We start from the raw sequence: 24,619 nt of genomic DNA on the forward strand, positions 1-24,619 counted from the left end.
CCCGCTACGACAAAACGGCCACGGTCTACCGGGCGGCCCTCCACCTCGCGGCCATCCACATCTGGTCCGCGAGGTGATCGCTAAGAAACGGCCTAGTGCTGTGAACCTTTCTGGTCACAGCACGAGGAATGCAGGGCGCTCATTTGGCGTCGGCGTAGCACTCCACGACCGCGATCGTGAACGGGAACCGGACCGGGGTGTCGCCGAAGGCGATCCGCCCGGCCCGGTGGCCGGCGGCGCGGATCGCCTCCACCACCGCCTCGGCCTCCTCGGCCGGGCAGTGCACCATCACCTCGTCGTGCTGGAAGAACACCAGCTCCGCGCGCATCCCGGCGGTCGCCTGCCGCAGGGCCGCGAGCAGCAGCAGGGCCCAGTCGGCGGCGCTGCCCTGGACGACGAAGTTGCGGGTGAACCGGCCGCGGGCCCGGGTGTTGGTGGAGGCGTAGCTCGGCGTCCAGCCCTCGTCCCGGTCCTGCCGGCTCCCGGCCCCGCCCTCCGGTTCCCCCTCGCCCGGGTCGACACCGCCGTCGCCCGCCTCGTAGCCCTCGCCGGAGCCGGCGGGCGGCGGGCAGGTGCGGCCGAGCCAGGTACGTACGAGCCGGCCCTCCTCCCCGGCCTTCGCCGCGTCGTCCACGTACGCCACGGCCCGGGGGAAACGGCGGCGGAGCGCGGCCAGGTTCTTCAGGCCGTCCCCGGAGGTCTGCCCGTACACGGCGCCGAGGACGGCGATCTTGGCCTGTTCCCGGTCGCCGGAGAAGCCCTGGCGGGAGACGGAGGTGTAGAGGTCCTCGGGCCGGCCGGCCACCTCCATGAAGGCGGGGTCGCGGGAGATCGCGGCCAGCACGCGCGGTTCCATCTGGTCGGCGTCGGCGACGACGAGCCGCCAGCCCGGATCGGCGACGACGGCCCGGCGGATCACCTTGGGGATCTGCAGGGCCCCGCCGCCGTTGGTGACCCAGCGGCCGGTGAGCGTGCCGCCGGGGACGAACTCCGGGCGGAACCGGCCTCCGTGGACCCAGTCGCCCAGCCAGGACCAGCCGTGGGCGGTGTAGATCCGGTACAGCTTCTTGTACTCGATCAACGGCTCCACGGCGGGATGGTCCAGCTCCTGGATCTCCCAGCGCCGGGTGGACTTCAGCCTGATCCCGTCCTTGGCGAAGGCCCGGACGACCTCGGCGGGCAGGTCGGGGCGTACGCGCCGGCCGAAGGCCGCCGAGACGCGGTCGGCCAGCTCGGCGAGGCGCCTCGGCTCCCCGCCGCCCGCGTACCGTTCGCCGAGCAGCTCGGTCAGCAGGGCGCGGTGCACGTCGGCCCGCCAGGGCAGACCGGCGCGGTGCATCTCGGCGGCGACGAGGAAGGCGGCCGACTCGGCGGCGACGAGCAGCCGCATCCGGTCGGGACGGTCGGTGGCGTCGAGCCGTTTCGCCTGGTCGGCGTGGACGGCGAGCAGGGCGTCCAGGGAGACCGGGGTCGGCTGCGGGTCGAACAGGGAGTCCTGGGCGCGGGGGTCGGCGGCGCGCTGCGGCGGATCGGGCGGCACGGGGGCGTCGTTCAGCCGCGCCCAGGCGGCGGCGGCCGAGCGGGGCTCGCCGGAGCGGCCCTCGTGGCCGAGGAGCAGCAGCTCGGCGTCCTCGATGTCGTGGCACCGCTCGACGCGGACGCCGGCGGCGAGCAGGCGCGGGTACACGGCGGCGGTGGAGCGCCAGACCCAGCGGGTGCCGGGCGGCGCGGAGCGGATCGCGTCGGCGGGGTCCCGGACGCGGAGCGGTGCCGCGGCCGCCGGTGCCGCGCCCGCGGGGTGCGCGGATACGGGGGGCACGGGCACGGCGTGCCACCACCCCTCGCCGTCCTCGGCGAGGGCCCACCGGGGAGTGCGGTCGCTCATGGGTGCGAGTGTCCCACCGGGGTCCGACAGCGGCGGCGCGGCGGGCCGCCGGCGGGGCCGCCGCCCCGGCCGGCCGGGGGACGCGGGCGGCGGACATGCCAAGCTGAGAGGTGTGACAGACCTTGCCGAGACCGTCGACCGAGCCTTCGCCGCAGCCCTCCACACCCAGCACGACGCCGGCCTGGACACCGGCGCCTCGCTGCTCGCCGCCGATTCCGGCCGCTGGTCCGGGGTGGGCCGGGAGCTGCTGGCGCGCGGGGAGGCGTACGTACGGCAGGGCTGGGAGCGGGGCTGGCGGCCGGCCGACGTGCTGCGGCTGGTCCGCCGGGACCTCGACGAGCGGCACCTGCGGATCACCGGGGACCTGATCGCCGCCGAGGCACGCCGCTACGCCCGGCTGCCGCAGCGCTGGACCACCGCCGAGGTGTGGTGGACGAGCGACGAGGAGTACGCCGACGCGCTCGCGCGGCGGGAACGGGCCGACCGGTTCACCCTGGCGACCGCCCTCCTGGAGGTGCTGCGGCTGCTGGTCCGGCTTCCCTCCATCGAGCCGGTGGGGCCGCTGCCCGGCGACCCGGTCGACGCCCTCGCGGAGCACGCGCACATCGAGCCGCGCATGCTGGGCCGGATCCGGGCCCTGCTCGCCAAGGCCGAGGCGACCACCTACCCGGACGAAGCCGAGGCGCTGAGCGCCAAGGCCCAGGAGCTGATGGCCCGGCACACCGTCGACGAGGCCCTGCTCGCGGCGAGCGGCAAGCGCCCCGCCCAGGTGCCGGCGGCCTGCCGGATCGGGGTCGAGCCGCCGTACGAGGAGGCGAAGGCGGTCCTGCTCGACGCGGTGGCCACCGCCAACCGCTGCCGGGCGGTGTGGAACAGCGGCTTCGAGTTCTCCACGGTGGTCGGCTTCGAGAGCGACCTGGAGGCGGTGGAACTGCTGTACACCTCGCTCCTCGTGCAGGGAACGGCCGCGATGACCCGCGCGGAGGCCGCGCAGCGCTCCGGCGGGCGCAAGCGGACCAAGACCTTCCGGCAGTCCTTCCTGCTCGCCTACGCCAGCCGGCTCGGCCACCGGCTCGCCGAGACCGCCGAGCACACGGCGACGGAGGCCCCGGACAACCTGCCGGCCCTGGTGGCGCGCGAGGTGGCGGTCACCTCCCGGGCCGAGGAGATGTTCCCGCGGACCACCACCACCCGGCTGCGCGGGGCCACCGACCACGCGGGCTGGGAGGACGGCACGGCGGCCGCCGACCGGGCCCACGTGGGCGGCCGTCGCCGGCCGCTCCCCAAGCCCTGAGGCGGGTCGTCGGCACGCGGGGCCCGGGCGTCCGACGGCACGGTGCGCATCGACCTCCCGGCGACCGGTCGGGCGCGGACCTGTCTGTGATCATCGGAACACCCCGCGTGCACGTGCATCTGCGCATGCAGCGGCTGGTGAACACAGCTATGATCCGGTGGAGTTGACATCTGCACTATCGGGGGCTTCCTGTGGACCACGCGTACAACGGGATGGCAGCTGCAGAACTCGCTTCCTTGTTTGAGCTGACGTGGCAGAAGAGCAGACACAGCAACTCGCAGGGTTCCTGCGTGGAGTTCGCGAAGCTGCCGGGAGGCGATGTCGCCATGCGCAATTCGCGCTTCCCGGACGGTCCGGCGCTCGTCTATACGCCGGCCGAGATAGAAGCCCTGCTCCTGGGCGTCAAGGACGGCGAGTTCGATCACCTGATCGGCTGACGGAACGGCGCACTCATCAAGCCATGCACGTGCACTGGCCGGGACCGATCGCAGTGATCGGTCCCGGCCAGTCGTCGTCCTGACGGGTCGCCCCGGCTCAGTCGTGGAGCAGGAACAGCGCCCAGACCACCTTGCCGGTCAGCCGCCCCGCGAGCGGGTGCCAGCCCCAGCTGTCGCTGTACGAGTCCACGAGGAACAGCCCGCGCCCGGACTCCAGGTCGAAGTTCTCCTCGGTCCGCTCCGGCGAGAACGCCCCGCCGGGCCGGTCCTCGCTGGGGTCGCGCACCGCGCACACCAGCCGGGTGCTCCACCGCATCAGGTGCAGCCGTACCGGCGGCTCCGGCTCGCCGCCCGGACCGCGCGACTCCTCGGGCAGGGCATGGCGCAGCGCGTTGGTGACGAGCTCCGAGACGACCAGGGCCACGTCGTCGAAGCGTTCGTCGAGGCCCCACTGGGACAGCGTCGAGCGGGTGAAAGTGCGCGCGCCCCGCACCGCGTCGAACCGCGCGGGCAGAGCGCATGAGGCGGACCCGGAGACAGCCGTGGGGTCGACCGGGGGAAGCCCCTGCCGTAACGGCTCGAGCATGGTCGATCCATTCGTCCCCATGCGAGGCACTCCCGGGATTCGCGGACGAAGCGGTGGCTCTGTCCAAAGAGAACTGCGGGGTGGGTCCCGCGCCGGCGCGAAGAGCACGCAGGTGCGCGGGGACCATCGTTCCGAATGCTCGGGCCTGATGCAAGGGCAGATGCACGTGCACGCGCCGGACCTGTCCCCTCACGTGATGGTTCTTGCTCATTTCTTCCTACGCATACTTACGGACTTCTTTCCCCGCACCCGAGATTCCGTTACAGAACGAGTACGGCCCGATGCGTTTTGGTGGCAGACTGCGGCCTCTGGGGTGCGGGGGCCCCGCGACGCACGCGCACACCACGCGCACGCCAATGCGATGGGGAGGGCAGTACTAGTGACCGCAGAGACAAGCGGTTCTGTGGTGCGCCGCATCCTCCTGGGCTCCCAGCTCAGGCGACTCCGAGAATCCCGCGGCATCACCCGTGAGGCGGCCGGCTACTCGATCCGCGCATCCGAATCGAAGATCAGCCGCTTGGAGTTGGGAAGGGTGAGCTTCAAGGCACGGGACGTGGAGGACCTCCTCACGCTCTACGGAGTCACGGACAGCACCGAGCGCGAGTCCCTGCTGGGACTGGTCCGCGAGGCCAACGCGACCGGCTGGTGGCACAGTTACGGCGACGTGCTGCCGGGCTGGTTCCAGACGTACATCGGGCTGGAGGGCGCCGCGTCGCTCATCCGGATCTATGAGGTGCAGTTCGTCCACGGCCTGCTGCAGACCGAGGCCTACGCCCACGCCGTCGTCAGCCGCGGCATGCCCGGCGCCACCGCCGCCGAGATAGACCGCCGGGTCGCGCTGCGCCTGGAGCGTCAGAAGGTGCTCGTCTCCGAGAGCGCCCCCGTCTTCCACGCGGTCCTCGACGAGGCCGCGCTGCGCCGCCCGTACGGCGACCGCGACGTCATGCGCGGCCAGCTGGAGCACCTCATCGAGATCTCCGAGCGGCCCAACGTCCAGCTCCAGGTGATGCCCTTCTCCTTCGGCGGGCACGCGGGCGAGAGCGGGGCCTTCACCCTGCTGCGCTTCCCCGAGTCCGACCTGCAGGACATCGTCTATCTGGAACAGCTCACCAGTGCCCTCTACCTGGACAAGGACGAGGAAGTGGGGCAGTACGAACGGGCGATGGAGCGCCTGCAGGCCGACTGCCCCGATCCCGACCGGACCAGGGATCTTCTCCGCGGCCTACTCCAACTGTCTTGATCCGCACGTAGTATGACGTCTGATCAGTGCATGATGACCGATCGGTCTCCGGTGCAGCGCACGGGTGCGCGCTCGCAGTAAGGGATGGCATGTCCATATTCAGCGACCTCGCTCACCAGTACATCGACGGCGAATGGCTGGCCGGCAACGGTTCCTGGGACATCATCGACGTCAACCCGTACAACGGGGAGAAGCTCGCGGCCATCACCGTCGCCACCGTCGAGCAGGTGGACCGGGCCTACCGCGGTGCCGAGCGCGCCCAGCGGGAGTGGGCCGCGACCAGCCCCTACACCAGACGCGCGGTCCTGGAGCGCGCCCTGCGGATCACCGAGGAGCGCGAGAAGGAGATCGTCGAGGCGATGATCGACGAGCTCGGCGGGACCCGTCCCAAGGCCGAGTACGAGGTCCACCTCGCGATGGAGTTCATCCGAGAGTCGCTCCAGCTGGCCGTCCGCCCCGAGGGCCGGATCCTGCCCTCGCCGGTCGAGGGCAAGGAGAACCGGGTCCAGCGGCTGCCCGTCGGCGTCGTCACCGTGATCAGCCCCTTCAACTTCCCCTTCCTGGTCACCCTGAAGTCGGTCGCCCCGGCCCTGGCCCTGGGCAACGCCGTGGTCGTCAAGCCGAACCAGAACGCCCCCGTCGTGGGCGGCGGCGTGATCGCCAAGATCTTCGAGGACGCGGGGCTCCCGGCAGGCCTGCTGAACGTGCTGGTCACCGACATAGCCGAGATAGGCGACGCGCTGCTGACGCACCCCGTCCCCAAGGTGATCTCCTTCGCCGGGTCGGACCGGGTCGGCCGACACGTCGGCGCGATCGCCGCCCGCCACTTCAAGCGCACGGTCCTGGAGCTCAGCGGCAACAGCGCGCTCGTCGTCCTCGACGACGCCGACCTCGACTACGCGGTGGACGCGGCCGTCTTCAGCCGGTTCGTCTACCAGGGCCAGGTCTGCATGGCCGCCAACCGGATCCTGGTCGACGCGTCCGTCGCCGAGGAGTTCACCGAGAAGTTCACCGCCCGCGTGCGGAGCCTGCGGACGGGCGACCCGCGCGAGGCCGACACCCACATCGGGCCGCTGATCAACTCCTTCCAGGCCGACGCGCTGACCGCGCTCGTGGACCAGGCCGTGGAATCCGGCGCGCAGGCGCTCGTACGGGGGTCTACGCGCGGCAACCTGGTCGAGCCCACGGTGCTCGCCGGGATCCCCGAGGACTCCCCGCTGCTGGGCCAGGAGATCTTCGGCCCGGTCGCACTGCTGGTGGTCTTCGACGGCGAGGACGAGGCCGTACGGCTGGCCAACGCGACCCCGTACGGGCTCAGCGGCGCCGTGCACACCCGGGACGTGGAGCGGGGCGTCCGCTTCGCCCAGCGGATCGAGACGGGGATGATCCACGTCAACGACTCCACGATCGGGGACGAGCCGCTGGCCGCATTCGGCGGGGAGAAGGCCTCGGGCCTGGGCCGCCTCAACGGCGAGGCCACGGTCGAGGCGTTCACCACCCAGAAGTGGATCTCCGTACAGCACGGTCGGACGGCCTTCCCGTTCTGATCAAGGGTCCCGACACCCCTAGACTCGACCGGGCGTAGGCAGCCGCCCGGGGGAGATCGAGTTGAGCAACATACCGGAGACCGGCCGGACCCCTCGGGTCCAGAACCGGCTCGTCGTCATCCAGGTCGTGGTCTTCTCCCTCCTGCTCACGCTGGGCGGGCGGCTCTGGTACCTCCAGATCCGCAACGGCCAGGACTACACGGACGAGGCGAAGAACAACCACGTCCAGCAGGTGGTCCAGCCGGCCGTGCGCGGCTCGATCCTCGACTCGCGCGGTGTCCCGCTCGCCGACAACGCGACCCACCTCGTGGTCTCCGCCAGCCGTACCGAGCTGCTGACCATGAAGGACAAGGGCAGGTCCGTCCTGACCCGGCTCGCCGGGGTCCTGGGCATGGACCCCCAGGAGGTCATCGACAAGGTCCGCCTCTGCGACTCCCAGACCAAGCAGCCCTGCTGGAACGGCTCCCCCTACCAGCCGATCCCGGTCAGCGACGAGGCGACCACCGAGCAGGCGCTGCAGATCCGTGAGCACCCCGAGGACTTCCCGGGCATCACGGCCGAGGCGACCGCGCTGCGCCGCTACGCGGGGCCGGACGGGGCGAACACCTCCCAGGTCCTGGGCTACCTCTCCCCGGTCACCGACGAGGAGATCGCCAAGGCGAAGAAGACCGACTCCCCCTACCTGCGCTCCGACCAGGTGGGCCGCTCCGGCCTGGAGCGCACCTACGACAAGGAGCTGCGCGGCAAGGCCGGCATCACCCGCTACGAGGTGGACAACCTCGGCCGCGTGATCGGGCAGGGGCGGACCGACCCGGCGCAGCCCGGCTCGAACATCGTGACCTCGATCGACTCGCGCGTGCAGGCAGTGGCCGAGCGCGAGCTGAACAACGCGATGATCGACGCGCGGAAGGTCAGGGACAGGAACACCAACCGCAACTACGAGGCCGACTCGGGCGCGGTCGTGGTGATGGAGACCAGGACGGGCCGGATCGTCGCGATGGCCTCGAACCCCACCTACGACCCCAACGCCTGGGTGGGCGGCATCTCCGCGAAGGACTACGCCTCCCTCACCGACAAGGACTCCAACTACCCGCTGCTGAACCGGGCGATCCAGGGGCAGGCGGCGCCGGGCTCCGTCTTCAAGGTGGTCACCTCGACCGCCGCGGTCAACGCCGGCTACCCCTTCAACAACCGCTACCCCTGCCCCAGCTCGTACTCGGTGGGCAATCAGACCTTCACGAACTTCGAGTCGCAGGGCCACGGCGACATCACCATCGGCCGGGCCCTGGAGGTCTCCTGCGACACCGTCTACTACCTGATCGCGGACCAGGAGTGGAAGAAGGACGGGGGCATCAGGCCGAAGAAGGACCCGAACGACTGGTTCTTCAAGACGGCCCACGAGTTCGGTCTGGGCAAGCGCACCGGCATCGACCTGCCCAACGAGGTGCCCGGCCGGGTCCCCGACCGCAAGTGGAAGCAGGACTTCTTCGACGCCAACAAGGACGCCTGGTGCCGGGACGGCAAGAAGAACGGCAGCTTCGCCGAGAAGATCGCCTACGAGAACTGCCGCCAGGGCAACCAGCTGCGCGAGGGTGACGCGATCAACTACTCGATCGGGCAGGGCGACACCCTGGTCACCCCGGTCCAGATGGCGTCCGTGTACGCGGCCATCGCCAACGGCGGCACCCTCCACCAGCCGAGCGTCGGCAAGGCGGTCGTCAGCGCCGACGGGACGTCGGTGAAGGAGATCGCCCCCAAGGAGCGGGGGAAGCTCCCGATGGACAAGAAGACCCGCGACAACATCGACGCGGCCCTCGCCGGCGTGGCCACCGACGGCAGCGCCGCCTGGCGCTTCGGCGGCTGGCCGCAGAAGCAGATCCCCATGCACGCCAAGACCGGCACGGCCGAGGTCCAGGGGAAGCAGACCACCTCGTGGTTCGCCTCGTACACCGAGGACTACGCGATCGTCATGACGATCTCCCAGGGCGGCACCGGCTCCGGGGCCTCCGGACCGGCCGTCCGCAAGATCTACGAGGCGATGTACGGGCTCGACCCGACGGGCAAGCAGGACCTCACCAAGGCGCTGCTGCCCACGCCCGCCACGGCGCTGCCCGCGATGCGGCCGGACGAGGAGATCTCCCCGAACTGACCGGAGGATCTAGGACGAGAGCTGACCTAGATCCTCCGTAGCGTGGGGGGTGTCGGGGGAGAGGCCCCCGACGACACCACGCAGAGGCGGTCCGGTCATGGCTCAGCTTTCCACCGAGGTCCCCGGCGACGAGCGCGGCACGCTCCTCGCCTTCGTCGAGTCCCAGCGCGCGGCGCTCCGTGAATCCCTCGCCGGGCTCGACGAGGAGCAGGCCGCGAGCCGGCCGAGCGCCAGCGAGCTCTCCCTGTCCGGGCTGCTCAAGCACGTGGCGGAGGTCGAGTTGAACTGGCTGCGGCTGGCCCAGCAGCGGCCGAACGAGCGGCTGCGTGACGAGGCGAGCTACGGCGACAGCTTCCGCCTCGTCGAGGGTGAGTCCATTCCGTCCGTGCTGGCCTTCTGGGACGGCGTCCGGCAGGAGACGGAAGCCTTCGTGGCCGCCGTCGAGAGCCTGGACGAGACCTTCCCGCTGCCGCCGGCGCCGTGGTTCCCCCAGGACACCAAGGTCTCGGTCCGCTGGATGCTGCTGCACCTGGTGGAGGAGTTCGCCCGGCACGCGGGTCACGCGGACGTCGTCCGCGAATCCATCGACGGCACCAAGGCGATGGGCTAGTGCTGTCGGCGGGGGCATAGCCTGGCCCCATGTCAGCGATCCGGCTTCTTGTCCTCGGCGCCGTCCGCCAGCACGGGCGGGCCCACGGGTACCAGGTGCGCAACGACCTGGAGTACTGGGGCGCCCACGAGTGGTCGAACACCAAGCCGGGATCGATCTACCACGCGCTGAAGCAGATGGCGAAGCAGGGCGTCCTGCACGCGCACGAGGTTGCTCCGAGCGCGGCGGGCGGACCGCCGCGCACCGAGTACGAGGTGACGGACGCCGGTCGCGAGGAGTACTTCAGGCTGCTGCGCGGGGCGCTCGCGGCCTTCGACCAGAAGACGGACGTGCTGTCGGCGGCGATCGGCTTCATGGTCGACCTGCCGCGCGAGGAGGTACTCGCGCTGCTCCGGGAGCGGCTGGCGAAGCTGGCGGGCTGGCGGTCGTCGGTGACCGAGTACTACACGCCCGAGGGCGGCCCGGAGTCGCTGGGCCACATCGGCGAGATCATGCACAGGTGGGTCCACTCCGCGGACGCGGAGGCGGAGTGGACGCGTGGCCTGATCGCCCGGATCGAGGAGGGCGCGTACTCCTTCGCGGGCGAGGGTGGCGAGCCGTTCGTGGGTGTCCTGGCGGACGGCCAGGAGAACCCCTACGCCTAATCAAGTTTGACTAGCTCGCGAGCGGGCATTACCTTTGCGGCTCGCGGTAATCAAGTTTGACTAGTGAGGAGTGGCTTTGGCGATCTCCGTCGCAGGTGTCCACAAGCGCTACGGCGACAAGCAGGCCCTGGCCGGGCTCGACCTGGAGGTGGCGCCCGGCACCGTGCACGCCGTGCTCGGCCCCAACGGCGCCGGGAAGACCACGGCCGTGCGGATCATGAGCACCCTGCTCCGCCACGACGAAGGGGTGGTTCGGGTGGCGGGTCACGACGTCGCCGCCGACCCGGCGGCCGTCCGCTCGCGCATCGGGCTGCTCGGCCAGCACGCCGCGCTCGACGAGGAACTGGCCGGACGGCAGAACCTGGAGATGTTCGGCCGCCTCCACCACCTGGGCGCGCGCGGGGCCGGGCGGCGCGCCGACGAACTGCTGGACCGCTTCGGCCTCGCGGACACCGGCCGCAAGGCCGTGAAGCAGTACAGCGGCGGCATGCGGCGCCGGCTCGACCTCGCCGCCTCCCTGATCACCGACCCGGAGGTGCTGTTCCTGGACGAGCCGACCACCGGCCTCGACCCGCGCGGCCGCGCCGAGGTGTGGAACGCGGTCCGCTCCCTGGTCGGCGGCGGCACCACCGTGCTGCTCACCACGCAGTACCTGGAGGAGGCCGACCAACTGGCCGACCGGATCGCCCTGATCGACGGCGGCCGGGTCGTGGCCGAGGGCACGGCCGACGAACTGAAGGCCCTCGTCGGCGCGGACCGGATCGTCGTGGTCCTGCGGGACGCGGCACGGCTGGCGCAGGCGGCGCGGCTGCTGCCCGACCCCGCCGTCGACCCCGACACCCTGACCCTGAGCTTCCCCGTCCAGGACCGGATGGCGGGCCTGGCCCGGACCCTGCGGACGCTTCAGGAGGCGGGCATCGAGGCGGCCGACCTCGCCGTCCGGCGGCCCACGCTCGACGAGGTCTTCCTGTACCTGACCGACCGCGAGGAGGTGGCCGCATGAGCGCGGCCTGGGTGGTCTCGGACTCCTGGACGATGACCCGGCGCGAGCTGGCGCACTGGGTGCGGCAGCCCGTGCAGATGCTCGTCGGCCTGGTCTTCCCCGTGATGATGCTGCTGATGTTCGGCTTCCTGGTGGGCGGCGGTCGCGGGATCGACGGCGAGTACGTCGAGTTCCTGGTCCCGGGAATGCTCGCCCTCACCATGGCCTTCGGGCTGGAGGCCACCCTCACGGCCGTCACCCAGGACCTGAACAAGGGGGTGATCGACCGCTTCCGCGCCATGCCGATGTCCTCCTCCGCGGTCCTGGTGGGCCGCAGCGCCGCCGACATGCTCCAGTCGGCCGTGGGGCTGCTGGTCCTGGCGGCGGTCGGGCTGCTGCTCGGCTGGCGCTGGCACGGCGGCGCGGCGGCCGCGCTGCTCGCCTTCGGGCTGCTCCTGCTGCTGCGCCTCGCGATGCTGTGGATCGGGATCTGGCTCGGCATGGTCGCGGGCCGGCCGGAGCTGGTCCAGGCGGTGCAGATCCTGGTGTGGCCGGTGGGCTTCCTGTCCAACGCGTTCGCCACGCCGGAGTCGATGCCTGGCTGGCTGGGCGCGGTGGTGGAATGGAATCCGCTCTCGGCGACGGCCACGGCCGTCCGCGACCTGTTCGGCAACCCGGCCGCTGCCCCGCCGTCGTGGGCCGCCGACCACGCGGCCCTGCTGGCGGTCGCCTGGCCGCTGCTGCTGCTCGCGGTCTTCTTTCCGCTGGCGGTGGGCCGTTACCGGGGGCTGAGCAGGTAGCCGCCGGAGCGGACTTGCACCTCACGCGGCGTGAGGAACCACAGTGGGGGGCGTACCCGAGCAGAGGAGGGAAGGGATGGGCTACTCAGTGGGCCAGGTGGCCGGTTTCGCCGGGGTCACGGTGCGCACCCTGCACCACTACGACGAGATCGGGCTGCTCTCCCCGGGCGGCCGCAGCCACGCGGGACACCGGCGGTACGACGACGTCGACCTGGACCGGCTGCAGCGGATCCTGTTCTACCGGGAGCTCGGCTTCCCCCTCGACGAGGTCGCGGTCCTGCTGGACGACCCGGAATCGGACCCACAGGAGCATCTGCGCCGGCAGCATGCCCTGCTGACCGACCGGATCGCCCGGCTCCAGCAGATGGCCAAGGCCGTTGAGCACGCCATGGAGGCGAAGAAGATGGGCATCAACCTCACGCCCGAGGAGAAGTTCGAGGTCTTCGGGGAGCAGGACCCGGAGCAGTACGCACAGGAGGTCGAGGAGCGCTGGGGCGACACCGAGGCGTACGCCGAGTCGCAGCGCCGCGCGGCCTCGTACACCAAGGAGGACTGGCAGCGGATGCAGGACGAGTCCGCCGAGTGGGGCCGCCGGTACGTCGCGGCCATGGAGGCGGGCGAACCCGCCGAGGGCGAGCGGGCGATGGACCTGGCCGAGGAGCACCGCCTGCACATCCACCGGTGGTTCTACGACTGCCCGTACGAGATGCACACCTGCCTCGGTGAGATGTACGTGGCGGACGAGCGGTTCACGGCGTTCTACGACGCCATGAAGCCGGGCTTCGCGGCGCACCTGAGGGACGCGATCCTCGCGAACGGCGTGCGCAAGGCGTAAGCGGAATGTCACGCGCGCGACCCCCGCCGGTACCTGGAACCGGGCGGGGGTCGTGTGCGTTGATAATTGAAACCGCCCCCATCGCTGTTCTTCCCTCGATCCAGGAGAGCCCGGAACCCGTGTATACGCTTGCGCTCGGCCCTGAGTGGCTGTCCCCGGACTACCTGATCTCGCACTTCGGCCTGATCGGCATCCTGGTCATCGTCTTCGCCGAGTCGGGTCTCTTCGCCTTCCTGCCCGGCGACTCCCTGCTCTTCACCGCGGGCCTGCTGGTCGCGGACGGGCAGTACATCAAGCAGCCGCTGTGGCTGGTCTGCACCCTGATCGTCGCCGCCGCGATCATCGGCGACCAGGTCGGCTACATGATCGGCAAGTACTTCGGGCCGAAGCTCTTCAACCGGCCGAACTCCAAGCTCTTCAAGCGGGAGAACCTGGACAAGGCGCACGAGTTCATGGACAAGCACGGCCCCAAGGCCATCGTGCTCGCCCGCTTCGTGCCGATCATCCGCACCTTCGCCCCGATGGTCGCCGGCGCCGGCACGATGAAGTACCGCACCTTCCTGACCTACAACGTCATCGGTGGCATCGGCTGGGGCGCGGGCGTCACCATCGCGGGCTACTGGCTCGGCCAGATCGAGTTCATCAAGACGAACGTCGAGCCGATCCTCGTCGGCATCGTCCTCATCTCCGTCATCCCGGTCGTCTTCGAGGTCCTGAAGGCCCGCAAGGAGAACAGGGCGAACGCCGGCCAGGCGCCGGACGTGGTCGCCGCCGACGGCACCGGCCCGCAGTCCCCGGGCCAGCGCGGGCGCCACGCCAAGCGCTGAGACCACGCGCAGGACGACACGTCGAACGGGCCGCACGCCCGCCCCGCCGGGGCAGGGGGTGCGGCCCGTTCCGCGTACCGGAGGCCGGGCGGGGCCGGAGCGGAAGCCGGGCGGGGCCGGAGCGGAGCCAGGGCGGCCGTAGCGGAAGCCTCAGTAGCCGCGGGTCCGCTTGGCCGCGGCGCGGCCCTTGACGGCGCTCGCCGCCCCGGGGATGCGCATGAACAGCCGGGAGGTCTCCGAGCCCAGGTTGACCCCGATCGCGATGGCCAGGGCGATGGCCGCGGCGTTCACCAGGGAGCCCAGCCCCTCGTTCAGCCGGTCCTCGGCGATCAGCAGCAGCCCGTAGTACGTCGCCGAGCCCGGCAGCAGCGGCCCGATGGCGGCCGTGACGTACGGCAGGGCGGACGCGAAGCGGTAGCGGGAGAAGAGCTGACCGAAGAGGCCCACCAGCCCGGCAGCGACGCACGTGGACGGCACGGGCGGGATCCCGCCCGCGTAGTGCAGGGCCCCGAAGGTCACCCACGCCACCCCGCCGTTGAGGGTGACGATCCACACCGTGGAGCGTTCCTGCTGGAGCAGGATCGCGAAGGTGAAGACGAGCACCATCGACGCCGCGATCTGGATCAGCGGCCGCTGGGTGATCTGCAGGACCTCCTCGGGCTTGGGCGAGGCGCCCAGCTGAAGCCCGAGGTAGAGCACGACCAGCACGCCCATGATGATGCCGATGAAGAGGTACATGACCTCCAGGAGCCGGGCGGCGGCCGTGATGTAGAAGCCGGTCAGGCCGTCCTGCACGGCCGCGACCAGGGCCCGCCCCGGCAGCAGCGCGAACAGCCCGCCGGTGATCACGGCGGAGGCCTTGATGTTCTCGATCTCCGCGAGCTTGAGCGCCACCCCGAAGGCTGCCGGCGGCATCGCGGCGACCACGAACTGGTAGAACTCGGGCAGCCCGCGCCCGGCGCACAGCCATGCGAGCCGGTCCCCGAGGACCGCGCCGAGCGCCGCCGCGAAGAAGACCAGCACTCCGCCGCCGACGAGGATCGAGGCGGCCCCGGCGAGCAGCCCCGCGGCCGCAGTGAGCACCCACGTGGGGTACGGGTGGCGGTTGCGACGGATCTCGGCGAGGCGCCGGTAGGCCTCCTCCAGCGAGATGTCGGTCTCCGGCGAGCTGATGTCGGCCACCAGCCGGAACACGGCCGCCAGGCGCGTGTAGTCGGTGCCCCGGCGGCGCACGGTCCGGCTCGCCGAGACCGGGTGGTCGACCAGCGACGGCTGGTGCGTGATCGACAGCATGGTGAAGGTGACGGTCGGCTCGCAGCGGTCCAGGCCGTAGGAGCGGGCCACGGCGAACATCGCGGCCTCCACGTCCTCGGAGCCCTCGCCGCCCGACAGCAGCAGCTCGCCGATGCGCAGCGTCAGGTCGAGCACGCGGCCCACGGCGGGCCCCGCCTCGCTCGGCCGCTGCACCAGGTCCGGTACGGGGCGCACGTCGACCGGCATGCGCAGCATCGTGCGCATGCGGTCCTGCCAGGGGGACTCCTTCATCTGGGCGACGGGGAAGCCCTGGCCGGGGGTGTAGGCGGGCGGGGACTGCGCGGCGCTGTAGGTGGCCGGCGCTGCGAAGGCCGAGCCCTCGGGCTCCGGCTGGGTGGGTCCGGTGTTCGGCGGACGGACGAACTCCGAGGTGGGCTGATCGTCGGCGGACGCCTCCGGCTCGATGCCGGGAGGCGGCGTGAAGGCGCTGTGCGCTTCGTCGGACTGGGGCTTCCTGTCCTCCGCCCCGTCGGCCTCCGCCACGCGTCCTCCCGTTCGTGATCACCCGGAGTATCAGTATGCGGAACCGTTTCCTCCCCGTCGAAACCTGGTTCCCCGGGAACACACGACAGCGGGCGGCATCCCAGAGGGATGCCGCCCGCCGTGTCACAGGGGGCGCGGGGCGCCGCCCCGGCCCGTCACCGCCGAGCGCGAGCTCAGTGGTGGCCGCCCTGCGCCTCCAGGCGCTTGTACGAGGCCTCGATCTCGGCCTCGGCCTCGGCGCGGCCGACCCAGTTCGCGCCCTCGACCGACTTGCCCGGCTCCAGGTCCTTGTAGACCTCGAAGAAGTGCTGGATCTCCAGGCGGTCGAACTCGGACACGTGGTGGATGTCGCGCAGGTGCTCGACACGCGGGTCGGAGGCCGGCACGCACAGCAGCTTGTCGTCGCCGCCCGCCTCGTCCGTCATGCGGAACATGCCGATGGCGCGGCACTTGATGAGGCAGCCCGGGAAGGTCGGCTCGTCAAGGATGACCAGCGCGTCCAGCGGGTCGCCGTCCTCGCCGAGGGTGTTCTCGACGAAGCCGTAGTCGGCCGGGTAGCTGGTCGAGGTGAAGAGGCGACGGTCCAGACGGATCCGGCCGGTCTCGTGGTCCACCTCGTACTTGTTCCGCGAACCCTTGGGGATCTCGATGGTGACGTCGAACTCCACGTCCTGCTCCTCCATGATCAGCTTCATTGCTTCGAGACGGCATTGATTCAACTGCGTGCGCGTCCGGCCCATCCCTGTCGGGTGGGGTGCCATGCTCGCGGCAAGACGCAGTGGTTAAGTGTCCCTCACGCATATGTGTGATCGCGAAAGGGGCTGGTCCGAGGTGCCATTGGTCAAGACCTGGCAGCTCACCGCGGGTGCGGCCGTCGCCGGCCTCGCCCTGTCGGTGGCAGCGGTGACCGCCGCCGGTCCGTGGGACTCCGGTCAGCGTAAGGCCGAGCGGGACAAGGCCGCCTCCTGGGGCCGTACGGGTGGCGCAGATCACGGTGGCGGCTCCGCCGCCGGACCCCTTCCGCAGGCCGCGCCCAGCGCCCCCGGGGTGCTGGGCGCCGTCGGTCCCGGCGTCCCGCGGGGGCAGGCGGCCGCCGCCGCGCCCACCGACGCGCTGGCCGCCAGGCTGCGGCCGCTGCTGGCCGATCCGGCGCTCGGCACGGTCCGTACCGCCTCCGTCGTGGACACCGCCACCGGGCAGGTCCTGTACGAGTCGGGGGCGCGCGACGCGATGACCCCCGCTTCCACCGTCAAGATCGCCACCGCGGCGGCCGTACTGGCCGCGCTCGGGCCCGAGCACCGGATCAGGACCACCGTCGTACCCGGCGCCACCCCCGGGCAGGTCGTCCTGGTCGGCGGCGGCGACCCCTCCCTCACCGCGAAGAAGAAGAGCCCCGCCGGATCCGGCGGCAGTCTCGTCGCCCTGGCCGCCGACGCCGCCCAGGCCCTCAAGGCGGCCGGCACCGACACCGTGACCCTCGCCTACGACGACAGCCTCTACAGCGGCCCCGTACGGCACCCGATCGGCGTCAACCCCAACATCGCCCCCGTGACCGCCCTGGCGGCCGACGAGGGCCGCCCCGACGAGTCCACCTCCGGACCCGTGGACCGCGCCGACGACCCGGCCGGGGCCGCCGCCCGCGCCTTCCGCACCCTGCTGGCGGAACGAGGCGTCAAGGTCACCGGGGAACCCGTCCGGGCCAAGGCCGCCGCCGGCGCCCAGCCGCTCGCCGTCACCCAGTCCACCCCCGTGGCCGGGCTCGTCGAACGCATGCTGACCAACAGCGACAACGACATCGCCGAGGCCCTCGCCCGCCAGACCGCCCTCGCCTCCGGCCAGCCCGCCAGCTTCGAAGGAGCGGAGAAGGCCGTCACCGCCAGGCTCGCCGGACTCGGCGTCGACACGGCCGGCTCCCGCTTCGCCGACGGCAGCGGCCTCAACCGTGCGGACAAGGTCAGCGCAGGCCTGCTGACCGGCCTGCTCGCCAAGGCCGCCGACCCGAACCACCCCGAGCTGCGGCCCGTCCTCACCGGGCTGCCCGTCGCCGGGTTCACCGGGACCCTGCGCGCCCGCAACGCGGGCACCTCCCCGGCCGCCGGCCTGGTCCGCGCCAAGACCGGCACCCTCACCGGGGTGAACTCCCTGTCCGGCACCGTCGTCGACGCCACCGGCAGGCTCCTCGCCTTCGCCTTCCTGACCGCGAACAGCCCCGGCCCCGAGGGCGCCGAGAAGGGCCTCGACAAGCTGGCCGCGGCCGTCGCGGGCACTCCGTAGGGGGTCCGCCGGAGGGCTCGCCCACGTACGGTTGACGCATGACGAGCATCAGTGGTGCGGAGATGGTCGACTGGAACCTCGCGGTGGCGACCGCGACCCGGCTGGTACGGCCCGGCCCGGAGGTCACCCGGGACGAGGCGCGGGCGGTCGTCGCCGAACTGCGCGGGCATGCCAGGACCTCGGAACGGCACGTGCGCGAGTTCACCCGGATGATCCCCGAGGGGGCCACCGTCCCCGACACCCCCGTCCTGGTCGTCGACCGGGCCGGCTGGGTCAAGGCCAACGTCGCCGGGTTCCGGGAGCTGCTGATGCCGCTCCTCGGCAAGATGCAGGACCGCCGGGCGAACGCCCCCGGCGGAGCCGTCCTCGGAGCCTTCGGCGGCAAGGTCACGGGCGTCGAGCTGGGCATGCTGCTCAGCTTCCTGGCCTCCAGGGTGCTGGGCCAGTACGAGACCTTCGCACCCGCCTCCCGCGACCTGCCGTCCTCCGCGGCGGGCGGCCGGCTGCTGCTCGTCGCCCCGAACATCGTGCACGTCGAGCGCGAGCTGGAGGTGGCCCCGCACGACTTCCGGCTGTGGGTCTGCCTCCACGAGGAGACGCACCGTACCCAGTTCACGGCCGTCCCGTGGCTGCGCGCCCACCTCGAAGGCGAAATCCAGACGTTCCTGGGCGCCACCGAACTGGACCCCATGACGGTCCTGGAACGCATCCGGGAGGCCGCCCAGTCCTTCGCCGGGGCCCGCCCGGACGCCGAGCGCGAGGACGAGGGCCGCTCGCTCGTCGAACTCGTGCAGACCCCCGAGCAGCGCGAGATCCTCGGCCGCCTCACGGCCGTCATGTCGCTGCTGGAGGGACACGCCGACTTCGTCATGGACGGCGTCGGGCCCCAGGTGGTGCCCTCGGTCGCCGAGATCCGCGAGAAGTTCCAGCAGCGCCGCGCCAGCGGAGCGGGCCGCCTCGACGCCGCCCTGCGCAAGCTGCTCGGCCTCGACGCCAAGCTGCGCCAGTACCGCGACGGCGAGCGCTTCGTGCGGGCCGTCGTCGGCCAGGTCGGCATGGACGGCTTCAACCGGGTCTGGACCTCCCCGAACACGCTGCCCACCAAGGCGGAGATCGACCGGCCCGCCGACTGGATCGCCCGCGTCCACGGCAAGGGGAGCGAGGGGGGCGGAGAGCACCGGGAGGGGTGACGCCGGGAGCACGGCCCCGCCGGGAAGCGGCGGGGCCGCCCCGCGCAGCTGCGCGGCTTCCCCCGGGTTCACCCGCGCCACACGTGACGGAGAGGCCTAAACATGTCTCCCCGGGGGAAGCAGCATCACCCGTCCGAGGGACCGTGAGCCGTATAAGGGCGTGCGATGCTCGGGGAACGGCTCGGTTCTGTCACCATCGACGCACTCTGAGTGACATCCTCCCGTTCCGCGGGGGCAGCCGGGCCAGCACCCCCCAACACACCACCCCGAAGCCTCCGAGGCATCCGAACTCCATCGAAGGGCACCGGACATGGGTCCCCATCCTGCGGTCGCGGCGATACGCCTGGCGGTCCGCCGCGTACTCCACGACGTCCTCACCGAGCTCACCGACCTCCCCCGGACCCCGTCCGGAGGTATCCCCCGTGCCGACCGTCGCACCGGCGCGGGCACCCCGCCACTCGTGCTCGTCGCCTGCTCCGGCGGCGCCGACTCCATGGCACTCGCCTCGGCGCTCGCCTTCGAGGCCCCCAAACTCGGCATCCGGGCCGGCGGCATCACCGTCGACCACGGACTGCAGGACGGCTCCGACCAGCGCGCCGCCGAGGTCGTCGCCCGCATGACCGCCCTCGGCCTGGACCCGGTGGAGTCCGTCGCCGTGCGCGTCGGCCGCGACGGAGGCCCCGAGGCCGCCGCCCGCGACGCCCGCTACGGCGCCCTGGACGACGCCGCCGACCGCCTCGGCGCCGCCGCCGTGCTGCTCGGCCACACCCGGGACGATCAAGCGGAAACCGTCCTGCTGGGGCTGGCCCGCGGATCCGGCATCCGCTCGCTCTCCGGCATGCCGGAGGTATCGGGCGGCCCCGGTGGCCCCGGTCGCCCCGGCCGCAGCCACCGCTACCGCCGCCCCTTCCTCCAGGTCGACCGGCAGACCGCCCGCAAGGCGTGCATGGTCCAGTCCCTGGCCGTCTGGGACGACCCGCACAACATGGACCCCGCCTACACCCGCTCCCGCCTGCGCCACGAGGGACTGCCCGCCCTGGAGAAGGCGCTCGGGAAGGGCGTCGTGGAGGCCCTCGCCCGCACGGCCCAGCTCTCCCGCGACGACGCCGACGCGCTGGACGCCTGGGCCGCCGAGGCGGAAGGCGGCGTACGCGACGAGGACGGCCGCCTGGAGTGCGCCAAGCTGTACGCCCTGCCCCCGGCCGTCCGCCGCCGCGTGCTGCGCAGGGCCGTCGTCGCGGCGGGCTCGCCCGCGGGCTCCCTCTTCGCCCGCCACATCGAGGAAGTCGACCGCCTCATCACCGGATGGCGAGGCCAGGGCGCCATCAACCTGCCCGGCCGGGTGGAGGCCCAGCGGCAGGGTGGCAGACTTGTCATCCGGCAGGGCTGATTGGTGCTGAAACACGGCTGAGTCCTCCGGGGGACACCTCGGAGCCCCGGCCGACAACGAAAGTGATGCGGGTGGACGAGAAGGACATGGGCAACGACCTCCAGTCGGTGCTCATCACCAAGGAAGAGATCGACGCGAAGCTGGCCGAGCTGGCCGCGAAGATCGACGCGGAGTACGCGGGCAAGGACCTGCTCATCGTCGGTGTCCTCAAGGGCGCCGTCATGGTGATGGCGGACCTGGCGCGCGCCTTGTCCACCCCGCTCACCATGGACTGGATGGCGGTGTCCTCGTACGGCGCCGGGACCCAGTCCTCCGGTGTGGTGCGGATCCTCAAGGACCTGGACACCGACATCAAGGACAAGCACGTCCTGATCGTCGAGGACATCATCGACTCCGGTCTGACGCTGTCCTGGCTGCTGTCGAACCTGGGCTCCCGCCAGCCGGCCTCCCTGGAGGTCGTCACGCTGCTGCGCAAGCCCGAGGCCGCGAAGGTCGCGATCGACGTGAAGTGGGTCGGCTTCGACATCCCCAACGAGTTCGTGGTGGGCTATGGCCTCGACTACGCGGAGAAGTACCGCAACCTGCCGTTCGTCGGCACGCTCGCCCCGCACGTCTACGGCGGCTGACCCCGCCCCGCCCCCGGGAATCCCCGGCGCCGCCGGGGAACCTGGGGGCGATTCCCGCCGTTGGACCAGGGGAAGGCGGGTCTGTCAGCCGTCCCACGGGCCGCGGGTGACAAATCAGGGGTACATTCCGAAGAACAGTCTTTACTCACACAGCAGCATTTACCTACGGGCAGGAGGGACGGGGTGCCCGGCACCCCGTATGGATGGACGTGAAGCGATACTTCCGTGGGCCGGTCATGTGGATCGTGCTGGCCGTCCTCGCCGTGGTCGTGTTGATGAATGTCGTCGGCTCCGGCGGCGGCTACAAGTCGGTGGACACCAGCGAGGTCATCAAGGCGATCAACACTGGCCAGGTGGAGACAGCCAAGCTGACCACCGGCGACAGCCAGATGATCAAGATTGAGCTCAAGCAAGGCGAGAAGCTCGGCAAGCACGACGGCACCAAGTTCCAGGCCAACTACATCGGGGATCAGGGCGTCCAGCTCGCCCAGAGCCTCCAGACCAAGTACGACGCCGGTCAGATCCCGGACGGTTACTCCGTCACTCCGGACAAGACCAGCCCGTTCCTCAGCGTGCTGCTCTCGCTCCTGCCCTTCGTCCTCATCGTCGTTGTCTTCCTGTTCCTGATGAACCAGATGCAGGGCGGCGGCTCCCGGGTCATGAACTTCGGGAAGTCCAAGGCCAAGCTCATCACCAAGGACACCCCGAAGACGACGTTCGCCGACGTCGCGGGTTCGGACGAGGCCGTCGAGGAGCTCCACGAGATCAAGGAGTTCCTCCAGGAGCCGGCGAAGTTCCAGGCCGTCGGCGCCAAGATCCCCAAGGGCGTGCTGCTCTACGGCCCGCCCGGCACCGGAAAGACCCTGCTCGCGCGCGCCGTCGCGGGCGAGGCCGGTGTCCCCTTCTACTCGATCTCCGGGTCCGACTTCGTCGAGATGTTCGTCGGTGTCGGTGCCTCGCGTGTCCGCGACCTGTTCGAGCAGGCCAAGGCCAACGCCCCGGCGATCGTCTTCGTCGACGAGATCGACGCCGTCGGCCGGCACCGCGGTGCGGGTCTCGGCGGCGGCCACGACGAGCGCGAGCAGACCCTGAACCAGCTGCTCGTCGAGATGGACGGCTTCGACGTGAAGGGCGGCGTCATCCTGATCGCCGCCACGAACCGCCCCGACATCCTCGACCCGGCGCTGCTGCGTCCGGGCCGCTTCGACCGGCAGATCGCGGTCGACCGTCCCGACATGCAGGGCCGTCTGGAGATCCTCAAGGTCCACCAGAAGGGCAAGCCGGTCGCCCCGGACGTCGACCTGGGCGCCGTCGCCCGCCGTACCCCGGGCTTCACGGGTGCCGATCTCTCCAACGTCCTCAACGAGGCCGCGCTGCTCACGGCCCGCTCGGACAAGAAGCTGATCGACAACCACGTCCTGGACGAGGCCATCGACCGCGTCGTGGCGGGCCCGCAGAAGCGGACCCGGATCATGTCGGACCGCGAGAAGAAGATCACCGCGTACCACGAGGGCGGTCACGCCCTGGTCGCGGCGGCCTCGCCGAACTCCGACCCGGTCCACAAGATCACGATCCTGTCCCGCGGCCGGGCCCTGGGTTACACCATGGTCCTGCCCGACGAGGACAAGTACTCGACCACGCGCAACGAGATGCTCGACCAGCTGGCGTACATGCTGGGCGGGCGCGCGGCCGAGGAGCTGGTCTTCCACGACCCGACCACGGGCGCGGCGAACGACATCGAGAAGGCCACCGCCACGGCGCGGGCCATGGTCACGCAGTACGGCATGACCGAGCGTCTCGGTGCGATCAAGTTCGGCGGCGACAACACCGAGCCGTTCCTGGGCCGCGAGATGTCGCACCCGCGGGACTACTCGGAAGAGGTCGCGGCGCTGGTCGACGAAGAGGTCAAGAAGCTCATCGAGACCGCGCACAACGAGGCCTGGGAGATCCTCGTCGAGAACCGTGACGTCCTCGACAACCTGGTCCTCGCGCTGCTGGAGAAGGAGACACTGGGCAAGGAGGAGATCGCCGAGATCTTCTCGACCATCGTCAAGCGCCCGGCCCGCCCCGCGTGGACCGGCTCCTCCCGCCGCACCCCCTCCACCCGTCCGCCGGTGCTCTCCCCCAAGGAGCTGCAGCTGACGAACGCGGCGAACGGCACGTCCGCCGTCACGCCGGTCTCCACGGAGAAGGGCATCGAGGTGGCTCCGGAAGACCGCCCCGAGTAACCGGAGGGTCGACCCACCCGGAATGGAAGCCGCGCCCCCCAGGTTCTAGCCTGGGGGGCGCGGCACATTTGTACGACCGCGTGTGCGGACAGGAACGAGGATGAGATGACCGACCCAGTGACCCTGACCGGTGACGAGGGCAGGATCGGCGAGTTCGACGAGAAGCGCGCGGAGGCGGCGATCCGCGAACTCCTGATCGCGGTCGGCGAGGACCCGGAACGTGAGGGCCTCCTGGAGACACCCGCACGCGTGGCGCGCTCGTACCGGGAGATATTCGCCGGTCTGTACCAGAAGCCCGAAGAGGTGCTGACGACGACGTTCGACCTGGGCCACGACGAGATGGTCCTCGTGAAGGACATCGAAGTCATGAGTTCATGTGAACATCACCTGGTCCCGTTCCACGGGGTCGCCCACGTCGGCTACATCCCGTCCACCGACGGCAAGATCACCGGCCTGTCGAAGCTGGCCCGCCTCGTCGACGTGTTCGCCCGCCGTCCGCAGGTGCAGGAGCGTCTGACGACGCAGATCGCGGACTCCCTGATGGAGATCCTGGACCCGCGCGGGGTCATCGTGGTCATCGAGTGCGAGCACATGTGCATGACCATGCGCGGGGTCCGCAAGCCCGGCGCGAAGACCATCACCTCGGCGGTCCGCGGCCAGCTCCGCGACCCCGCGACCCGCAACGAGGCCATGAGTCTGATCATGGCCCGCTGACCCGATGCCCCGCCCCGGCCGTCACCCGGCCGGGCCTCCGGCGCCGGCTACGGACCCTGGGCCGGGTCAGGCCCGGGCCGGGGTTTCCGGGGTGGGGTCCTCGTCCTCCGGGAGCTTCAGGACGCGCTCCAGGAAGAGTGCGGCCGCGATGACCGCGATGCCCGCGAGGACCGAGAAGGCGGCGTACCAGGCCTGGTCGCGGCGGGTGGGGACGTCCAGGGAGTCGGTCAGCAGGAAGACGCCCACGCCGCCGTACATGCCCGCCACCAGCGCGGCCACCAGGGCACTGGCCTGCCCGAAGACCACCGCGCGGGCCGCCATCAGCGGCTCCACGCCCTTCGCACCCGGGCGGCGCTCCCGCTGGGCCTTGAGCCTGGCCTTCAGGGACAGCGCCGTGGCGAGCAGCACCACGGCGATCACCCCCAGGACGATCGGCGCGGCCAGCGGAACGCCGGGCAGGGTGCCGTACGCGTTCCACAGCCGGGCACCGGCCCAGGACAGGACCCCGGCGACCACGAAGATGCCCGCCAGGACCCCCGGCCTCAGTTGCTTCACTTGCCCGTT

General features: G+C 71.3%; 20 protein-coding genes and 2 pseudogenes. 17 read left to right on the forward strand and 5 right to left on the reverse strand.

Going from position 1 to position 24,619, the window contains the following annotated elements; genetic code table 11:
* Positions 1 to 139: 139 nt before the first annotated feature.
* On the reverse strand, positions 140 to 1,885 hold the full coding sequence (locus tag IH80_RS0118200) for a bifunctional 3'-5' exonuclease/DNA polymerase (protein ID WP_030961696.1): 1,746 nt from the start codon (positions 1,883 to 1,885) through the stop codon (positions 140 to 142).
* Between the two features lie 112 nt (positions 1,886 to 1,997).
* Here IH80_RS0118200 and IH80_RS0118205 point away from each other — a divergent pair, with 112 nt between their 5' ends.
* Positions 1,998 to 3,179: a DUF2786 domain-containing protein gene (locus IH80_RS0118205; RefSeq protein ID WP_030961697.1), complete on the forward strand. Its 1,182-nt coding sequence runs from the start codon at positions 1,998 to 2,000 to the stop codon at positions 3,177 to 3,179.
* A gap of 191 nt (positions 3,180 to 3,370) precedes the next feature.
* Positions 3,371 to 3,616, forward strand: coding sequence for a DUF397 domain-containing protein (locus IH80_RS0118210; protein ID WP_030656519.1), 246 nt, complete (start codon positions 3,371 to 3,373; stop codon positions 3,614 to 3,616).
* Between the two features lie 97 nt (positions 3,617 to 3,713).
* Here the strand turns inward: IH80_RS0118210 and IH80_RS0118215 are convergent, their stop codons facing one another.
* Positions 3,714 to 4,223, reverse strand: a complete 510-nt coding sequence (locus IH80_RS0118215; protein WP_078906606.1) for an ATP-binding protein — start codon at positions 4,221 to 4,223, stop codon at positions 3,714 to 3,716.
* A gap of 340 nt (positions 4,224 to 4,563) precedes the next feature.
* Here IH80_RS0118215 and IH80_RS0118220 point away from each other — a divergent pair, with 340 nt between their 5' ends.
* The 9 genes and pseudogenes from IH80_RS0118220 to IH80_RS0118260 all read left to right on the forward strand — a co-directional run.
* Positions 4,564 to 5,442 (forward strand): helix-turn-helix domain-containing protein, encoded by an 879-nt coding sequence (locus tag IH80_RS0118220; RefSeq protein ID WP_051809508.1) that lies wholly within the window; start codon positions 4,564 to 4,566, stop codon positions 5,440 to 5,442.
* Positions 5,443 to 5,531: 89 nt separating this feature from the next.
* Positions 5,532 to 6,989, forward strand: coding sequence for an aldehyde dehydrogenase family protein (locus IH80_RS0118225; RefSeq protein WP_030961702.1), 1,458 nt, complete (start codon positions 5,532 to 5,534; stop codon positions 6,987 to 6,989).
* 61 nt (positions 6,990 to 7,050) lie between these two features.
* A pseudogene (gene mrdA, locus IH80_RS0118230) lies at positions 7,051 to 9,126 on the forward strand (penicillin-binding protein 2); the annotation flags it as partial.
* A 109-nt stretch (positions 9,127 to 9,235) separates the two neighbouring features.
* Positions 9,236 to 9,748, forward strand: coding sequence for a DinB family protein (locus IH80_RS0118235; protein WP_030961705.1), 513 nt, complete (start codon positions 9,236 to 9,238; stop codon positions 9,746 to 9,748).
* A 29-nt stretch (positions 9,749 to 9,777) separates the two neighbouring features.
* Positions 9,778 to 10,392 carry a PadR family transcriptional regulator gene (locus IH80_RS0118240; protein ID WP_030961706.1) on the forward strand — a complete coding sequence of 205 codons (615 nt, stop codon included), beginning with the start codon at positions 9,778 to 9,780 and terminating at the stop codon, positions 10,390 to 10,392.
* Between the two features lie 70 nt (positions 10,393 to 10,462).
* A complete protein-coding gene (locus tag IH80_RS0118245; RefSeq protein WP_030961707.1) occupies positions 10,463 to 11,395 on the forward strand; it encodes a daunorubicin resistance protein DrrA family ABC transporter ATP-binding protein in 933 nt (310 codons plus the stop codon).
* On the forward strand, positions 11,392 to 12,174 hold the full coding sequence (locus IH80_RS0118250) for an ABC transporter permease (RefSeq protein WP_030961708.1): 783 nt from the start codon (positions 11,392 to 11,394) through the stop codon (positions 12,172 to 12,174). Before IH80_RS0118245 ends, IH80_RS0118250 begins: the two co-directional genes overlap by 4 nt.
* A gap of 76 nt (positions 12,175 to 12,250) precedes the next feature.
* Positions 12,251 to 13,009, forward strand: coding sequence for a MerR family transcriptional regulator (locus IH80_RS0118255; protein ID WP_030961709.1), 759 nt, complete (start codon positions 12,251 to 12,253; stop codon positions 13,007 to 13,009).
* 119 nt (positions 13,010 to 13,128) lie between these two features.
* A pseudogene (locus tag IH80_RS0118260) lies at positions 13,129 to 13,806 on the forward strand (DedA family protein); the annotation flags it as partial.
* A gap of 180 nt (positions 13,807 to 13,986) precedes the next feature.
* Here IH80_RS0118260 and IH80_RS0118265 read toward each other — a convergent pair.
* Positions 13,987 to 15,633, reverse strand: coding sequence for a threonine/serine ThrE exporter family protein (locus IH80_RS0118265; protein ID WP_030961711.1), 1,647 nt, complete (start codon positions 15,631 to 15,633; stop codon positions 13,987 to 13,989).
* A 173-nt stretch (positions 15,634 to 15,806) separates the two neighbouring features.
* On the reverse strand, positions 15,807 to 16,301 hold the full coding sequence (locus tag IH80_RS0118270) for an inorganic diphosphatase (protein WP_030031597.1): 495 nt from the start codon (positions 16,299 to 16,301) through the stop codon (positions 15,807 to 15,809).
* Between the two features lie 163 nt (positions 16,302 to 16,464).
* Between IH80_RS0118270 and dacB the strand changes: the two genes are divergently transcribed.
* The 6 genes from dacB to folE all read left to right on the forward strand — a co-directional run bounded on the left by dacB (position 16,465) and on the right by folE (position 24,055).
* The gene (dacB, locus tag IH80_RS0118275) at positions 16,465 to 17,907 is read left to right on the forward strand and encodes a D-alanyl-D-alanine carboxypeptidase/D-alanyl-D-alanine-endopeptidase (RefSeq protein ID WP_037880361.1); all 1,443 of its coding nucleotides are present in this window, start codon (positions 16,465 to 16,467) and stop codon (positions 17,905 to 17,907) included.
* A 38-nt stretch (positions 17,908 to 17,945) separates the two neighbouring features.
* Positions 17,946 to 19,097 (forward strand): zinc-dependent metalloprotease, encoded by a 1,152-nt coding sequence (locus IH80_RS0118280; RefSeq protein ID WP_030961713.1) that lies wholly within the window; start codon positions 17,946 to 17,948, stop codon positions 19,095 to 19,097.
* Positions 19,098 to 19,407: 310 nt separating this feature from the next.
* Positions 19,408 to 20,487 (forward strand): tRNA lysidine(34) synthetase TilS, encoded by a 1,080-nt coding sequence (gene tilS / locus IH80_RS0118285; RefSeq protein WP_030961714.1) that lies wholly within the window; start codon positions 19,408 to 19,410, stop codon positions 20,485 to 20,487.
* 65 nt (positions 20,488 to 20,552) lie between these two features.
* Complete coding sequence (hpt, locus tag IH80_RS0118290) at positions 20,553 to 21,113, forward strand: hypoxanthine phosphoribosyltransferase (RefSeq protein WP_030010907.1); 561 nt, start codon at positions 20,553 to 20,555, stop codon at positions 21,111 to 21,113.
* A gap of 203 nt (positions 21,114 to 21,316) precedes the next feature.
* A complete protein-coding gene (gene ftsH / locus IH80_RS0118295) occupies positions 21,317 to 23,341 on the forward strand; it encodes an ATP-dependent zinc metalloprotease FtsH (RefSeq protein WP_030961716.1) in 2,025 nt (674 codons plus the stop codon).
* A gap of 105 nt (positions 23,342 to 23,446) precedes the next feature.
* Positions 23,447 to 24,055 (forward strand): GTP cyclohydrolase I FolE, encoded by a 609-nt coding sequence (gene folE / locus IH80_RS0118300; protein WP_030961718.1) that lies wholly within the window; start codon positions 23,447 to 23,449, stop codon positions 24,053 to 24,055.
* A 66-nt stretch (positions 24,056 to 24,121) separates the two neighbouring features.
* Here folE and IH80_RS0118305 read toward each other — a convergent pair whose 3' ends face one another.
* Positions 24,122 to 24,610: a DUF3180 domain-containing protein gene (locus IH80_RS0118305; RefSeq protein ID WP_030961720.1), complete on the reverse strand. Its 489-nt coding sequence runs from the start codon at positions 24,608 to 24,610 to the stop codon at positions 24,122 to 24,124.
* Positions 24,611 to 24,619 lie beyond the last annotated feature (9 nt).

Source organism: Streptomyces sp. NRRL S-378, from assembly GCF_000720645.1.
In the GTDB taxonomy this organism is placed as follows: domain Bacteria; phylum Actinomycetota; class Actinomycetes; order Streptomycetales; family Streptomycetaceae; genus Streptomyces.